Source organism: Leclercia sp. GHBNCSD, from assembly GCF_055805075.1.
In genome coordinates, this window is the sequence record NZ_JBQVYO010000001.1 from 2,945,382 (window position 1) to 2,961,285 (window position 15,904).

Consider the following 15,904-nt stretch of genomic DNA (forward strand, 5'->3'; position numbering starts at 1 on the left):
TAAGCGATAGCGCCACCGGGCGATACAGACCGCAGAGCTTTACACCAGATTTTTCAACCGATAAATCCACTCCAGCGCCTGACGTGGTGTCAGAGAATCCGGGTCGAGGTTCTCCAGTGCTTCCAGCGCCGGGGAGGTCTCTTCGGCAGGGACCAGCAGAGACATCTGGGTGCCATCTACCTGGGTAGCCGCTGCGTTTGGCGCCAGGCTTTCCAGTTCGCGCAGCTTCTGACGGGCCCGCTTGATCACCTCTTTCGGCACGCCCGCCAGCGCCGCCACGGCCAGACCGTAGCTTTTGCTCGCCGCGCCATCCTGTACGCTGTGCATAAAGGCGATAGTATCGCCGTGCTCCAGCGCATCCAGATGCACGTTCGCCACGCCCTCCATCTTCTCCGGCAGTTGCGTCAGCTCGAAGTAGTGGGTGGCAAACAGGGTCAGGGCTTTGATCTTATTGGCCAGGCTTTCGGCACAGGCCCACGCCAGCGAGAGCCCGTCGTAGGTGGAGGTGCCGCGACCAATCTCATCCATCAGCACCAGGCTGTACTCCGTGGCGTTGTGCAGGATATTTGCCGTTTCGGTCATCTCGACCATAAAGGTGGAGCGACCGCTCGCCAGATCGTCCGCCGCGCCCACGCGGGTAAAGATACGGTCGATAGGGCCAATCTCCACCTTTTGCGCCGGAACGTAGCTGCCGATGTAGGCCAGCAGCGCAATCAGTGCCGTCTGGCGCATATAGGTACTTTTACCGCCCATGTTTGGCCCGGTAATAATCAGCATCCGGCGCTGCGGCGACAGGTTCAGCGGGTTAGCGATAAACGGTTCGTTCAGTACCTGTTCCACCACCGGGTGGCGCCCTTCGGTAATGCGCACGCCTGGCTTATCGGTGAAGGTTGGGCAGCAGTAGTTCAGCGTCTCGGCACGTTCCGCCAGGTTGACCAGTACATCCAGCTCGGCCAGCGCCGTGGCGCTCTGCTGCAGATCCGCAAGGTGCGGCATCAGGATGTCGAACAGGGCGTCATAGAGCTGTTTTTCCAGCGCCAGCGCTTTGCCTTTTGAGGTAAGCACTTTGTCTTCGTACTCTTTCAGCTCCGGAATAATGTAGCGCTCGGCGTTTTTCAGCGTCTGGCGGCGCACGTAGTGAATAGGAGCCAGGTGGCTCTGTCCACGGCTGATCTGAATAAAGTAGCCGTGCACTGCGTTGTAACCCACTTTCAGGGTGTCCAGCCCAAGGCGCTCACGCTCGCGGATCTCCAGCTTATCCAGATAGTCCGTCGCACCATCGGCCAGCGAGCGCCACTCGTCCAGCTCTTCGTTGTACCCCGGGGCAATCACGCCGCCGTCACGCACCAGAACCGGCGGGGCATCGATAATGGCCTTTTCCAGCAGTTCACGCAGTTCGCTAAATTCGCCCATCGCCTCGCGCAGCTTTTGCACCGGGGCGCTGTCGATCTCCGCCAGCTGGCTGCGCAGTTCAGGCAGTTGCTGGAAGGCATGGCGCATGCGGGCTAAATCGCGCGGGCGTGCGGTGCGCAGCGCCAGTCGTGCCAGAATACGTTCCAGATCGCCCACCTGACGCAATACCGGCTGAAGGTCGCTATACCGATCCTGCAGGGCGCCAATGGTCTGCTGGCGCGCGGTGAGCGTGGCAATATCGCGGACCGGCATATGCAGCCAGCGTTTCAGCATACGGCTGCCCATCGGGGTGACGGTGCTGTCGAGCACCGAGGCGAGGGTGTTCTCCACACCACCGGCTAAATTCTGGGTGATCTCCAGATTGCGGCGGGTGGCGGCATCCATAATGATGCTGTCCTGCTGGCGTTCAATCGTAATGGAGCGGATATGCGGCAGGGCGGTGCGCTGGGTATCTTTTACGTACTGCAGCAGACAGCCCGCGGCGCACAGGCCGCGCGGCGCGTTTTCTACGCCAAAGCCGGTCAGATCGCGAGTGCCAAATTGCAGATTGAGCTGTTGACGCGCGGTGTCGATTTCAAACTCCCACAGCGGACGGCGACGCAGGCCGCGACGCCCCTCAAGCAGCCCCATCTCGGCGAAATCTTCGGCATAGAGCAGCTCCGCAGGATTGGTGCGTTGCAGTTCGGCCGCCATGGTTTCGCGATCGGCCGGTTCGCTCAGGCGAAAACGCCCGGAGCTGATATCCAGCGTGGCGTAACCGAAACCTTTGCTATCCTGCCAGATGGCGGCAAGGAGGTTATCCTGGCGCTCCTGTAACAGCGCTTCATCGCTGATGGTGCCCGGAGTGACGATACGCACTACTTTGCGCTCAACCGGGCCTTTCGAGGTGGCCGGATCGCCAATCTGTTCGCAGATGGCGACCGATTCACCCTGGTTAACCAGCTTCGCCAGGTAGTTCTCTACCGCATGATGTGGAATACCGGCCATCGGGATGGGTTCACCTGCCGAGGCGCCACGTTTGGTCAGGGAGATGTCGAGCAGCTGCGAGGCGCGTTTCGCATCGTCATAAAACAGCTCGTAAAAGTCGCCCATCCGGTAAAAGAGCAGGATCTCGGGATGCTGAGCTTTCAGCTTGAGGTACTGCTGCATCATTGGGGTGTGTGAGTCTAAATTTTCTATTGTACTCATCGGTTTGTGATGTCCATTTTCTTAATTTTTAATGAGTTAGTGTTTTTTATGGTTATCATTAGGTTTCACGTTGTCTCATCGGATATCATGAAATCCTACATTTAAATGTAGGTTAAAGTGTAGCTTGCCAACCTATGGCCTGGTAAAATATGGGCACATACAGCGCAACCTACATTTATGTTCATGACTAACATAAGGTGCATGATAACGGAGTCTTTATGGCAGGAAAACAAGAGGGAAAGCCACTTTCGTTTAAAGCGGTTGAAATGATGAAGCCAGGCGATAAAGATAAGGCTGATGTTGGCGAAAATCGTGGCTTACGTGTCTCCTGTGGTGCAACTGGGGTTAAGTCTTTTTTCTACCGTTACACAAGTCCTCTGACTGGCAAGCTTGCTCAGGTTAAAATTGGTAACTTCCCGCAGACTTCTCTCGCCGCTGCACGTCTTAAACTCCACGAATTAAAGCTCCTCCGACAGGAAGGTCGGTGCCCTGCGACTGAACTCAAAAAAGACAAGCTCCAGCGTGCGATTGAAGCTGAACAAGCTAAGATCCCTGAATTGACCGTACAGGGATTAGTTGAACTGTATCTTACTGAACGTATTGAGGATCGTAAAACGAAGGACGGAAAGGTCATACCCGGTGCCAGAAAGCCGAAAGGGCAGGCTGAGGTTCGTCGTACTCTCTATGGTGACGCTGTTAAAAGCTTAGGAACCCGGAATGCTGCTGAGATTACGCGCCAGGATGTCATTAATTTAATCAATGGCATTGTAGCTCGAGGTGCAACCGTACAGGCAGGGAATGTACTGAGGGAGCTTTCACTTGCATATGAATTTGCAATTGGCCTTGGGCGCTTTGATGACAGTTTTGCGAATCCGGCGTTGTTAGCAAAATCCAGCTTACGACAGACCAGAATCAAGCTCACAAATGGACGTGGAACACGAGTACTGAGTGAGGACGAGCTTGCAAAATTCCTTAAATGGCTTCCGGGCTCTGCTTATACGCCAACGATCAAAAACGTGTTACGTCTGACTCTCTGGACCGGTTGCCGTACCGGTGAAGTCTGCAATATGGCATGGAAGGATGTTGATCTTGAAAAAGGCACCATTCATCTACGGGAAACCAAGACCGGGGTAGAGCGCTACGTTCAGTTATCCGATCAGGCTATCGACTTTCTCAAAGTTCTACGCCTAACCTCCGATAAATACCTATTCCCTTCACAGGCGACGAAGAAGCCAATCCAGCAGAAGTACCTGACGGAAAACTCATGGCGTTTACGTGAAAGTGCTCAAATGCTTGATATACCCCATTGGACGCCGCATGATCTGCGTCGTACAGTGCGGACAGGATTATCCCGCTTGCAATGTCCAAATGAGGTAGCCGAGGCCATATTGGGGCATACGCGCGGTGGAGTTGAGGGGATTTATAACTTGTATAAGTATGATGCTGAGTGCCGGAAGTGGTTGCAGGTGTGGGCGGATTATCTAGAAAAAATAAATAGTGGGATATGAGGGGGATGCGCCAATGATCTATTGAAGATCATAAGGCGCATGAGTTGAACATTGGTTGGTAGCCTAAGTTCAACCGTGTGATGAATCGTTCCTAGCTCATTAAGTGTACTACTTAATCGTGACAAGCGCAAAAAGCTTGCATAATAGCAGTTAATAAATACTATAGAGATGTTAGGAAAAGTAATTTCATCGCGGTATACATTGGTGGAAGCCGAGATCATGTTGCATTTAATTTGTCGTGAGCACTTGACAGATTAGAGGTGGCATTAAAATTTCACATAGCAGAGTTTTGCTTGTGGCCTAGTGACCATAGCACTGTTTTCCAGACACAATGTGTCAGGTCTAACAGTGGGTCTATCTCGCCTAGTTGTAGCAGGTGGTGCTGGCAATGCCCCCATCTTAGTGCGTGATGAATTGTTCCTAGCCGGACATGCAACGGTTATAGGCAATTTAAGGGTACCCCGTGGCTAGTCATGCTCCAATCTAAGGAGCTAGTTATGATGTCGCTTATTGTTGACATACTTAACCTGATCGTTGCAGTGCTGCAACTGATTCAGCAGTTCTATTCCTACTATTAGCACTGATAGGTGAAGAGCTCTTCTGACCAAAGAGCTTGGATCCTAACCTCAATTCAAATGATGTGTTTTTTCCCTAATATGGATTGACTATTAATTGTCACATTTTTTCTTAGTAAGTGTGGAAATAATTCATTATTATTGACTTGAGATTTTAGTGTTAAAATTAATCTTGCGAGTGATGAATTATTATGGATGAAATTCAAAAGATGTTAAGGCAACTTAAAAGGGATCACTCAGATGTTAACCTGTCTGAATTAAAGGGCATGTTATCGAGTATGAATGATTATTTGGATAAAAATGTCACAAAAAGAGGTGTTAGGAGGTTAAGAAATGATTTGTTTTCTCATCCAAGAATAATTTCCCATGATCATGTCTATGCAAATGTTTATTTTGCAAGGGAACATTTAAATGATTTTTTTGAAATTTTGAAAAGTGGACATATAAAAGAAGAATCAGACATAGTTGCGCTGTCAAAAGAATTTATATATGATTTGTGGGATCTTAATTATCATTCCGGAGTTAATTTTTTAAATTTAGATGGTAGAATTACTAAGCCTGTTACGCAGTGGGCTTCGATGTTTTATTTTAAGGCGTCATGGCTAGGAACTAATAATTATAAGACAATTCCAAATCTTAATGTTATGAATTTTGATATTTCCATTATACCTGTTTTTATCAGAATGGCATTGGAAATGAAGATCAAGGAAGTGATTGGATACGAAAAAGCATACGACTCTCATAATAAAGAAAGTAATATAACCGTCCATCAAATATTAAGTGTTATTAAACAAAATAAAAGACTTAATTTCTTTGGCGAAGTTATTGATGTTAATGATCTTTTACACGTAAACAGATGGGCTAACTACTTTGTTCATACTGGTGTTTCGTCGTATTATTGGAAATATAGAGAGGCAATTTCCATACTGAATCCACTTTTTAAAGAGGAAAATGGATTTAATATGCAAGGCCGAACCTTTGCAGTCAATTTTGCAGGGATTAAGGCGGAATTGTCAAAGAAATATAAAAAGAAAGTGATTCTGGTTTCTTGATGTTAAGATAATTATGTTTAAAAGTGAGGATTGTGATGACTCAAGATGATTACAACAATAAATTTGAAGTTGATAAGCATAACTCTGAATTATTAAAAGCTGCTTTCACTCAAGTATCAGATATTAGGAAGTTTGAAATTGAACTTTACTGGAAAAGAGCTAATTATTTTTGGGCATTGATAGCGGTAGCATTTGCAGGTTATTTTGCTGCTTTGTCTTCTGATAATATAGAAAATAAGTATTTCATATCAATAGTAATTGCAAATATAGGGTTTGTTTTTACCTTTGCGTGGTTTTTATCTAGTAGAGGAAGTAAGTATTGGCAGGAAAATTGGGAAAATCATCTCGATATGCTTGAGAATAAAATAACAGGCCCATTATATAAAACACTTCTTGAACGGCCTGGGCATAACGATTTTTTTGAAAGAATTGTTACTGGCCCTCTAAGCATATCAGTTTCAAAAATAAACCAATGGGTTGCAACCTATGTCATGATGTCTTGGGTTGTTGTTCTGTCATACTCACTCTATAAGTCTTTAAAAAATATATCTTTAATTAATGGACCGTTTTTGTATATTTCAGCTCATTTTTTTGTTGTTTTATTAGCTTGTTTGCTTTGCTGTTTAATGTTTTTTTCTGGTAGAACACATAAAGACAAACATGCACCAAAAGCGATACTGAGGGAAACATCTATTGAGTAGAGTTTTAATTTTTTATCAAGTTATCCTTTTGGATGGAAGGGACTCCACCCAAAAGAAAGTCTAACTGTTATAAAAATATTATAAGCCTGAGACGTTTATATAGAATTGGCCTTTCCCCTCATCAGTTTTTTGAATCCGGTATGTGATTGGCAGGGAGTTTTGCAGGTCTGGTTTTGTGAAGGTCAAATCAGCGGCACACTGATAAACATCAAGGCCTGATTCATAGCTTATTGTTCTGACATTTTCTACTGTAATCCGCACATCCTTATCCAGTGTCATGCCTTTCTCGATTGTCTTTCTGGCAATATCCGCGACTAGGTTTTTTGCGTCATCACTACTACATTTTGGCGTTTTCTCGCCGCAGCCAGCCAGCAAACCAGCAGCAATTAATACCAGAAGTATTGCTCTTTTCATCTGTATGTAGTTCCTTCGTTAATTAACGATACTTATTACTTCTTATTAAATAGACCATCCATTGCGCCTGCCGCAGAATCCCCGCAGTATCCTTCGCAACCACGAGTCATCACGCTGGTCTTGCCATTATTCAGTTCACTGATTATTGCGACACACTGGCTGGCATTGTCATTCCAGACCCAGCGACGCTTTTGGCTTTCTCCGGCAGCTATTTGTTGTGCCGTACCATCCATATTGCATACGCCCGAACCATCCCCTGTTGAGGCATTAATGTTGAATTCAGCATTACCCTTTCCCGGATTCAGGGTTAGAACCGCTCCGGGTTTTACGTACTGCGCTGCCGCGACAGGTAGCGTTATGGCTGCCATCAATAAGGCCAACAGTTTTCTGTTCATTAATTAATTCCCTGTTAAGTGATACGGATGTTTTTGGTGATTTTCCCCAGTGCCAGAGGTCTGCGTTTTTCCACAAAGAAATAAACGACGTTGAATGCGGACTTGCGATGATTCCCTCGACCAAGAGAAGGCCAGTTGCGGAAGGATTCGATCTGTTCTTCTGAATAAGGCGTGTCAGAGAAGTCAAACAGCACAAGCAAGGCTTTGCCATCGTGCTTCATCAATTTCTTTACTTCTGTACTGTTGACGGTCGCGGAGACATTGGAACGTGCCGCAGTTGGTTTACGTACTGCAAACTCAACGGCTACATCATCAATGACAAAATCAATGTAACCGTGCCCGGATACAGTTCCTGGCAGCTTGCTTTTTACTTCCGGTGAGACGTTATCTGCAAACCAACCCAGCAAATAGCAACGTACCAGAGGCAGTAATTCCCGCTCGCTACATTCGTTCAGACGCAGGGTTTTGACGAACTCCCTGCGATAAAGAGAACTGAAAAAATACTCAAAGCATTCCGTTATTTCAGTGATGGTGGTTGCCATGGTTGCATCCTTTACCTGCTACTTGGTCCATTTTTAAGGGCATACCTTTCCGGCCATAATGTTTCCGGTGTCGTATCCAGAGCTCCGGCAATAATGCGCTCAGCTCTGGGGTAATGACGCTCTAAGGCGTTATTTAATGTACGTGGCGCAAGGCCGTGACTGCGTGAAAGCGACGCTAGCGTTAACCCTCGCTTGTGAAGTGCTGCCACAATATCGGCACGATGCCAGTTTCCTGAACTTCCTTTGCTCTGTTTTTTCTGCGATGCTGTTGAGTTACGCACAGTATTAACTCCATGGAATCAGTACATGGATATTAAATGCGAATAAAAGATACCTTTCAAGTTCTTTTGGTATCTATTTTTGTGTTTTTTATTAACGCATTGATATCTGGTGAAATTTATATGAGCAGTAAGAGATCAGTATCGGCTATACCGACCCATCCTGAAGCTTCTGTTGAAGGGGCTAAAGACTGGCTGACAGCAGAGGAATTCACTCATATTGAGGGGATGCCGGGCACTGCGCGTGGCGCTAGGATGCGCCTGGAAAAGTTGGCATCCCTGCACCCAGAAATACGTCGTAAAAGGACTACCGGGAAAGGTGTGGTTTACCATATCAGCGCAGCCACAATGTCTCTTGACGATGAGAGAAGCAGGGCTAAGGGCGAAGCGTTTACTCTCACCGACAGCGATCGCCAACTTAGTCTCTGGATTCAGTTGTATCGCAATATGTCACCAGCTTCGCGGGCGCAATTGATGGAGCAGGCCCTCAGGCTGGTAAAGGACGATCTGATATCTCAGGGGCCTGATGTTTCTGAACTGGCGGTACAAATCATGAAGCTGCCCGAAGATGAGCGTAAGAGCCTGTTTGAAAAGCTGAACGGGAAGGTGTGATAGCGTCAGTTTTCCGCCATGCCAGACAGAAGGAACCACCCCGGAACCCTGACCTGTCTGACATGGCAGAATGGAAAGTATGCCATCACTTAATTATGAATAAAAATCTGTTGTCAGTTATTTCTTTTCTGAATCATAAATTAGTTTCTTTTGTTATTATTTGCAGTGAAAGTATATTGTTGGTATAATGTCATTGCTGGATAGTGTTATTACTTGCAGCCAGTATGTTGCCATGTACTTATTATTTATCAGGTGATTAAAACCCGCCGATACTGATGCAGGCATGATGTCTTATTAAAATAGATTGAACAGGAAAATCACTGATGAATATTGTCCATCAGGAAGGGCTTGCTATGCCCGTCGATCAAGAATTAATAAATATCATTTTAAATGAAGCGGGAAATCCACCGCCGCATAAAGCCAAAATTACAGCCGTCAGTCTGTTATTTAAAGACCTGAGTTACAGCGCTGAAAAGGGCGGTTACCATCCTGTCGAAATACGGCTTATTTCTCGCAATAACGAATGGTATTTTGATTACATTACCGACTTCAGTTATATGGGAATGGTGTACCCCGAACTGGAAAAGGAAATTGATATCAGCTGGAGTCAGCAATATGTCTTTCTGGTTAATGTTGGTGACCTACCTGTTAACGCCGGAAGGGAGTTATTTGAACTCTGGCAATCCAACTTTATTCAATATCACGCCATGAACATCTACACCATTACCGTTCTCTGGGAAAGCTAATCCCTCTGTACTAACCATCACTAATTTATGAGGAATAATCTGTGACGACTGACAGAGGGATACGTGCGTCTCAACAGGGCGAACTGGACTGTCTTTGCGGTGCTTATTGTGTGGTTAACATGCTGAGCTGGCTGTTTGACGGCAGGGTTAAACGACGCCCGTTAATGAACCGGCTTATTCAGACCTATCAGCAGCGCTGGCCTTTGCATGAATGGCTGACTGAAGGGATTGAAGAAGACCGTTTAGACTGGCTGATAGTGCAGGTGTTGCAGAAAGGGCATTACAGCCGCCAGTTTCCGGTTCAAATCACCAGACCCTTTGCTGGGAAGCGGGGGTTAACAGACGGGCGGCTGTTCAGGGAAATGCAGCGGTTTCTTGACGTCACTGACTATTCCCGCCTGATTATGCTCAGCGACCAGTTTCACTGGTCCCTTCTGGTCAAAATGGATGAAGAAATGCTCTGCTTCTTTGACAGTAACGGGCGAACTTCAATGCCCCGTAAAGCTTTCTCCCTGCGTACTGGCGTAACCCGCCGCCAGCTGTTTCCTGACGCCATTTACTTCATTGAACGGGAGTTCTGACATGACCCTATTTACCCAACGTGAAACGCGTATCCTCGATCAGGCGCGTGACATTATCAGCCGGTTCTATCAGCGTGGGGTTCAGCTCTGTTCCCCTGATGATGTACGGCGGTGCGTGATGGTTGAGCTGGCACCGCTTGAACATGAAGAGTTTGGCATCATCCTGCTCGATAATCAGAATCAGCTGCTGCACCGCGAAATCCTGTTCAGGGGCACATTAAACTCGGTCAGCGTTCACCCCCGCGAAGTTATTAAGCGTGTGCTGAAACATAACGCCGCCGCAGCCATCCTTGTCCACAACCACCCCAGCGGCGAGCCTGAACCCAGCCGTTGTGACATCCAGTTGACCAAAAAGCTTCAGGAGCTGCTGGAAATGCTTGATGTGCGGTTACTTGATCACTTTATCGTGGCAGGAACTGAAACTGTGTCGATGGCTGAGCGAGGGCTGGTGTGATGCTGAAAGTTACCTGGTTTAATGTACGTTATTGCGGGTTACGTTCATGAGCAGGACAGCGTTATGTCAGGTTGTGCCTATGGTGCAAACAACCGTGTTTGATGCGTATATTGGCGGTCTGGCTCCTTCGGGGCGAAGAGGTATCATCAGCCTGTTAAACCGTAGCGCCAGCATACTTAAACGCGGTGTTGATGCAGCAGACTATCCGTGGGAACAACTCAACTACGCCGCCGTCGCTAAAGTACGTGCGGCAATGCTGGATGACGGTTACGCCGTGTCGTCGGTGAACATGGCGCTGTCAGCTCTGCGGGGCGTGGCACAGACGGCCTTTAATCTCAATTGTATGGATGCCGAAACGCTGGCTCGTATACGGTCAGTGAAGCGCGTGAGCGGCGATATCCAGCGCAAGGGAAGGGCATTAGACAGGCAAGAAATCCGGGCACTGATTCAGGCCGCAAAACAGCATCCGCAGACGGTACGGCGTAGTCGTGATACCGCTATTGTGCTGATACTTTGTGGAACGGGCCTGCGTGCCGGTGAACTGGTCAAACTTGAGTGCCGGGACTATGACAACGGCATCCTGACGGTGCGGCAAGGGAAGGGGCGTAAATACCGCGAAATTCACGTGGCGGATGCAGTGGATAAGGCTATCCGCGCGTGGCTGAAAGTTGGCGCAGAGGAGGCTGAAAGCGCACTGTTCAGCCGTATCCAGCGCAATGGTAAGGTCGCCAGCCAGCCTCTGACAACAACCGGGTTAACGGGTATTTTGGCTGAATTACAGCAAACGTCAGGCATAGCACGTTTTACTCCGCATGATATGCGGCGCACCTTCATCACCCGTTTGCTGGAGCTGGGCGTGGATATCAACACCGTCCGCCAGTTGGCAGGTCACAGCGACATATCCACGACAACCCGCTATGACTGTCGTGGTGAGAGCATGAAAATCAGCGCCAGTAAACGCATCAGGTGTTTTTAGCTGTTGAGCCGTTTCCAGACTCGGCTTAAGTTTTATCTTCAGCACTTAACCGCGCATACTTTTGATTCTGGACTTTAATCAGTGCATTGATATTTTCAGGCTGAAGCATCCACGCAACATCCTCACGCGCCCATTCTTTACCGTCAGAGAGACGTTTTAACCGGGGTTTCCATATTCCATACTCATTAAGTTTTTTTGCTACCGAAGCATATTTCTCACGATCTGACTCCCCCGTATGAAGCTTGTCAAAACGACCTTTTACAAGCTGGTAAACAGTATAGATTTCTAATGCCTTAGGGGACCTGGCTGGAACTATCATGGGGTACTCCTCCAGCCCATAAATCCCGTTTAGCTCTCCCTCATTGAGCAGGTCATTAAACATGTGATTCACGCAGGCACTCAGCACATCCGCCGCTTTCTCTGCGTCGAATTTATCCGGGCTAAAGCCCGCTCCCGTTAGTTTCCGGGCAATCAGTGCCAGTTTTTGCCGGGTATCCCGTCCCAGATAAAGCTTCTTCTCCAGAAATTCAAAGACCTCGTTACTGCTTTTCCGTTCCCGGTGGCATTTAGCGTCAGCCTTGTTGCTTTGGTTACCAATCACAGCTCACCTCCATGAGAGTGTTGTTCAAAATATCATCATTGAGCCTCAGTGGCCAATAGCCCTTGATGTGATCGTTTTGGTGCCAGAAATAGGTGTTCTCGAATGACATCCACATTAAAGATCCCTTGAACTAGCCCAAAGAAGGCAACGTTGAGCGAATCCTTACTGTTTTTTAGTGGTTGTAAATAACCCCGCTCCTGAAACAGCTCAAAGGAGCACAAGCATGAACACCAACCGTATTTTGCGTAAAAAAGAGGTTCTTCATCTCACGGGGATCTCGTCAGCGACGTTGTACCGACTCATCTCGAAAGGAGAGTTTAAGGCAGGGAAAAAATTGACCGGCGATGGTGGACGCGCAGTGGGCTGGGGACTCAATGACGTACTGGAGTGGATTCAGTCACGCGGTATCAACGCGCAACTCTAAGCGCATGTGTGTGTGTAACCCTCACATAGCCCCCAATGAACCCTATAGAGGGCATAGCAATGTCAATGATTGCTCCTCTTGTAGGTGGATCGCTATTGCTTGTTGGCGGGCTACAGGACACCTGGAAAAGATTATGATGAAAACATTTAATAGTGAACGTGTTGATTCACTGGCATACGCCGTATCACTGGAATGCAGTAATGTAGGACAGCAATGTTATGGGCATTTCGACAAAATTGCCTGGGTAACTGACCTGTTCGACAAGCAGGAAAATCAGGTGATGATAGATCGCTTGTTTCAGCTTGAATCAGACGATACTTATCAGGTCAGGGTTCGCCCCGCAGGCAAGGATGAGTGCGATAGTCTCTACCGCTGGGTAGTTGAAATCCGTCTAGCAAACAAGTCTAAACATCACCCAGTTCTACTGATGATCTACTTTGGACCAACAAACAAGAAACGCGGTGCCGTGCGAATGGAATTAAGCCCCCAACACTATCTAGCTGAACAGATGAGCGACTTATTCATTTGGTTGGGGCGCAAAGGCCGTATTGGTAAATACCTGTACCGGGGGTTGCGTAACTCATGGGTCACGACCATCCATTACGCGCTGGATGTGATGGGGATGAAGCTGCATGACTTTCTGATTGGTCTTGCCAAAGTTCATGATGGTGATTTCAATGATCCTTATGGCAAGCAGGAGGGTATGCGGCTAGGGGCTACCACCGTAGTAGCTTCGATATACGAAAAAGTAAACGCCCCTGAGTTAAGCCTTGAAGAACGTCGGGCAACAGCTCAGCTAACACTGGATGAAAGCCAGCATGAGTGTTTTTTACGTCTGGAGCTGCGTCTGTCTCCAGGTAAGCAGAAACTGATGCTGAGTAACCTGTCGCAAATGGAGAATCTGGTATCACGTTTGGCATTCTATGACCGTAAGCTAATCAGGGATCGCAAGCTGGATCCAGACTTTGCCAAACGTTTGAAACGTATGACTGTCCCCCGTGCCCGTAAAACGTTCCGTCCGGCCAGTGAGTTGAATGGCAGGGCTGTTAGTCCGACCAAAGAGGCAGCTAAAAAGCGAATAGATAAGGTGATGAAAACGTATCTGGTGGACTTGTTTGATGCAGAGGCTATTTGGCACAAACTTCCACTGGTTATCGAGAAGCTGGGTATTTTGGGACAGCCGCAGTATTGGCAACCGGACATCCGTAAAAAATGGCTTAAATCTCGCGGCAAATAAGTGCCATGGTGTTGCGGCAGGGATGCTGCATCTTCATCTGTGGCTTGTTCAACGGCAAGCCTAAAAAGGCGAGGAGAAAATTAAACCTGGGAAATGACCGCCTTTTGACTGTCCAACGTTGTCGGATTTTGCTGTGGCAGACCGGCTAACTACAGGTACGGTTTAACTTGAAATCGGCACCTCGTACAATGGTAGGGGAAAATCGGCGATGGCTTCCCCTGATTCTGACGTTGGCAAGTAGCTGCGGTTTTTATCAAAGTTGAGATTTCAAAAGAATTAAATTCAGAAAATAACATGTGGCTACAACCGCTGTTGAATATTACCGGGAGAGAGTTACACCGCTTAATAACCGGTAACGTTTTACGTATCCGCTAATCCCATTCTGGCTAAGCTGATATTTATTCGCTATTTGCGTCTATAGGGTTCATAGCCGTATCTATTATGCTCTGTATACACTCTATCTCTATATTATTGTATATATATCATTACATACTATAGCCATTATCCAGTATCAGCTATCATGAGGCTCCAGCCTCCAATATTATCATCTAACAATAACCATCTGAACCTTGTTGGGTTCACACAAGATTTCCGTAATTCAGTTGTAAATAAATGGGGTCAGGGCATGGGGCTTTGATCTCTATATACAGGTGAATTATGAAGCCATACATTACGTACAACAATATTCTTGTCACAGATTCAACACTGGACTATTTCAAGACGGTCGTTTTCAGCATTCCTTATAATGGTGTGCCAAGTCTGCGACGTCCATTTTATCGTAATATTGCAGTATTTCTCCAGCACGTTATTTGTGTTGCTAGCTGTAGTCGCAAGAACAGGAAAAAAGCAAAGATTAAGGCGAATAAAAAATGGTCTTATTCTGTGCCAGTACCCTTTGAGCTGGGTAGGGCGAAACTCCCTGGAGTATTCAAGAAAAGTGGGCCGACCCATGAGCGTGCAATGGAGGCACTGGCAAGCGCGGGAATTATCAAACTAACCGGGTATTCCAATGTTCAGCACTCATGCCGGGAATATGCTGTTTCTCAACGTTTTTTGCGTAAGTTGTTTGGCAACGACCGCGAGGCATACCTTAGCCGTAAGGATCGTTACCATTATCTGACGGACATTTTCACCAAGCGTAAAAGCTACTCATTTGATGATCTGATTGGAGTTGCGATCGACCGTGGGCAGAACGCTACACATAAGCAGTCTAAACGCGATATCCCCAACGCAGCCTTCAGGGAGCTGGTAGTGAGTGTCTGGAATAACCTTGAGCCGCTTGAAATCAATCTGGAGGCACTGCTGGATTACTATAATGAGAATCCCACCAAGAAGAACAAAATATTCATTTTCAACTTCCTGTCGCGACTGGCTGAAACAGGCGTGGATCTGGTGAAAGAGTCACCGTTGACGGTTTCTTACAGGCAATCTTATAAGACTGCGTACATTGGCGGGAGATCCTTTGAGGTTGGCACTGGCTTTCAGAGTCTTCCGTCTAAAATGAAGTGGGCGTGTCTGGCACGTGGTGTGAACAATGACATCAAGGGATGCCAGCTTGAGATACTACGGCATGAGCTGTTGAGCATTGGCATTTCGGCCGAATCGCTGGAAGTGCTGGAAACTCAATATATCTGCCGGGTATTGCGTGTTGCGGAGGAGCTGGTGAAGCAATTCAGGTTTTCCAGCGTATTCAACGCCGGGTTCGTCTCATTATCGCTTAAATCCAGCACCCGACGCCTGTTGAACCGTGAGCTAGGTAAGGCAGAAGCAAAGCGGGTACTGAAACGCTGGAAGCGCCTTCTGAAGCCTTTACGGCGAGATCTGGGTTTACTGCTGGATCATTACGAAAGCACAGCATTGACCAATCGTTACGGCAAATGCGTTACCAATGCGGTAGGGCAATCTTTCAACATTACCTACAAAGATGTGGCAGCGCGTAAACGCAGGAAGTCAGATGTGATGCGCCGAAAGTTGTTGTCGCACATGTTACAGGGACTGGAAAGCCGGGCTGTCTACGATTACGTTGCCAGTCATAAGGGTGTTTGCGCACTGGAACACGATGGGTTTGTTTCATATGAGGAGGTAACCGATTGGTCCCATCCATACCTTTTAATTGAGAAAAAGCATTAAAGAGAGTTATACATTATCTAAATCTGAGGATTCATAGACTGGGCTGGTAGTCGGATAAATTATTGTATCTTTTCATT

General features: G+C 47.3%; 17 protein-coding genes. 11 read left to right on the forward strand and 6 right to left on the reverse strand.

Annotated features, from left to right (window positions below; genetic code table 11):
- Positions 1-39 precede the first annotated feature (39 nt).
- Positions 40-2,601, reverse strand: a complete 2,562-nt coding sequence (mutS, locus tag ACT3IC_RS14220) for a DNA mismatch repair protein MutS (RefSeq protein ID WP_473477901.1) — start codon at positions 2,599-2,601, stop codon at positions 40-42.
- A gap of 218 nt (positions 2,602-2,819) precedes the next feature.
- On the opposite strand from mutS, the gene ACT3IC_RS14225 reads away from it, so the two are divergent.
- The 3 genes from ACT3IC_RS14225 (at position 2,820) to ACT3IC_RS14235 (ending at position 6,437) form a co-directional block, all read left to right on the forward strand.
- Positions 2,820-4,109 carry a tyrosine-type recombinase/integrase gene (locus ACT3IC_RS14225; protein ID WP_320741353.1) on the forward strand — a complete coding sequence of 430 codons (1,290 nt, stop codon included), beginning with the start codon at positions 2,820-2,822 and terminating at the stop codon, positions 4,107-4,109.
- A 766-nt stretch (positions 4,110-4,875) separates the two neighbouring features.
- Positions 4,876-5,736 carry a hypothetical protein gene (locus tag ACT3IC_RS14230; RefSeq protein ID WP_101244564.1) on the forward strand — a complete coding sequence of 287 codons (861 nt, stop codon included), beginning with the start codon at positions 4,876-4,878 and terminating at the stop codon, positions 5,734-5,736.
- Between the two features lie 35 nt (positions 5,737-5,771).
- On the forward strand, positions 5,772-6,437 hold the full coding sequence (locus ACT3IC_RS14235; protein ID WP_320741352.1) for a RipA family octameric membrane protein: 666 nt from the start codon (positions 5,772-5,774) through the stop codon (positions 6,435-6,437).
- Between the two features lie 78 nt (positions 6,438-6,515).
- Here ACT3IC_RS14235 and ACT3IC_RS14240 read toward each other — a convergent pair whose 3' ends face one another.
- The 4 genes from ACT3IC_RS14240 to ACT3IC_RS14255 are packed head-to-tail and all read right to left on the reverse strand — an operon-like array spanning position 6,516 to position 8,069.
- Positions 6,516-6,851: a hypothetical protein gene (locus ACT3IC_RS14240; RefSeq protein WP_071645124.1), complete on the reverse strand. Its 336-nt coding sequence runs from the start codon at positions 6,849-6,851 to the stop codon at positions 6,516-6,518.
- Between the two features lie 35 nt (positions 6,852-6,886).
- Entirely contained in the window at positions 6,887-7,246 is a 360-nt protein-coding gene (locus ACT3IC_RS14245; protein WP_071645125.1) for an acyl-CoA dehydrogenase, read from the reverse strand.
- Positions 7,247-7,260: 14 nt separating this feature from the next.
- The gene (locus tag ACT3IC_RS14250; RefSeq protein ID WP_000246193.1) at positions 7,261-7,788 is read right to left on the reverse strand and encodes a hypothetical protein; all 528 of its coding nucleotides are present in this window, start codon (positions 7,786-7,788) and stop codon (positions 7,261-7,263) included.
- An 11-nt stretch (positions 7,789-7,799) separates the two neighbouring features.
- Entirely contained in the window at positions 7,800-8,069 is a 270-nt protein-coding gene (locus tag ACT3IC_RS14255) for a helix-turn-helix domain-containing protein (protein ID WP_071645127.1), read from the reverse strand.
- Between the two features lie 120 nt (positions 8,070-8,189).
- On the opposite strand from ACT3IC_RS14255, the gene ACT3IC_RS14260 reads away from it, so the two are divergent.
- The 5 genes from ACT3IC_RS14260 (at position 8,190) to ACT3IC_RS14280 (ending at position 11,435) form a co-directional block, all read left to right on the forward strand.
- The gene (locus tag ACT3IC_RS14260; RefSeq protein WP_473478919.1) at positions 8,190-8,678 is read left to right on the forward strand and encodes a hypothetical protein; all 489 of its coding nucleotides are present in this window, start codon (positions 8,190-8,192) and stop codon (positions 8,676-8,678) included.
- A 353-nt stretch (positions 8,679-9,031) separates the two neighbouring features.
- Complete coding sequence (locus ACT3IC_RS14265) at positions 9,032-9,424, forward strand: DUF2787 family protein (protein ID WP_320741359.1); 393 nt, start codon at positions 9,032-9,034, stop codon at positions 9,422-9,424.
- A gap of 119 nt (positions 9,425-9,543) precedes the next feature.
- A complete protein-coding gene (locus tag ACT3IC_RS14270) occupies positions 9,544-10,005 on the forward strand; it encodes a hypothetical protein (protein ID WP_320741358.1) in 462 nt (153 codons plus the stop codon).
- Position 10,006: 1 nt separating this feature from the next.
- Positions 10,007-10,459 carry a RadC family protein gene (radC, locus tag ACT3IC_RS14275; protein WP_270359347.1) on the forward strand — a complete coding sequence of 151 codons (453 nt, stop codon included), beginning with the start codon at positions 10,007-10,009 and terminating at the stop codon, positions 10,457-10,459.
- 46 nt (positions 10,460-10,505) lie between these two features.
- On the forward strand, positions 10,506-11,435 hold the full coding sequence (locus ACT3IC_RS14280; RefSeq protein ID WP_320741351.1) for a tyrosine-type recombinase/integrase: 930 nt from the start codon (positions 10,506-10,508) through the stop codon (positions 11,433-11,435).
- Positions 11,436-11,460: 25 nt separating this feature from the next.
- Here ACT3IC_RS14280 and ACT3IC_RS14285 read toward each other — a convergent pair whose 3' ends face one another.
- The gene (locus ACT3IC_RS14285) at positions 11,461-12,036 is read right to left on the reverse strand and encodes a hypothetical protein (RefSeq protein ID WP_320741350.1); all 576 of its coding nucleotides are present in this window, start codon (positions 12,034-12,036) and stop codon (positions 11,461-11,463) included.
- Between the two features lie 223 nt (positions 12,037-12,259).
- On the opposite strand from ACT3IC_RS14285, the gene ACT3IC_RS14290 reads away from it, so the two are divergent.
- From ACT3IC_RS14290 to ACT3IC_RS14300, 3 genes are all read left to right on the forward strand, one after another.
- On the forward strand, positions 12,260-12,460 hold the full coding sequence (locus ACT3IC_RS14290) for a helix-turn-helix transcriptional regulator (RefSeq protein WP_320741349.1): 201 nt from the start codon (positions 12,260-12,262) through the stop codon (positions 12,458-12,460).
- Between the two features lie 133 nt (positions 12,461-12,593).
- Positions 12,594-13,697, forward strand: a complete 1,104-nt coding sequence (locus ACT3IC_RS14295) for a hypothetical protein (protein WP_473477910.1) — start codon at positions 12,594-12,596, stop codon at positions 13,695-13,697.
- 657 nt (positions 13,698-14,354) lie between these two features.
- Entirely contained in the window at positions 14,355-15,827 is a 1,473-nt protein-coding gene (locus ACT3IC_RS14300) for a hypothetical protein (RefSeq protein ID WP_473477913.1), read from the forward strand.
- The last annotated feature ends 77 nt before the right edge of the window (positions 15,828-15,904 follow it).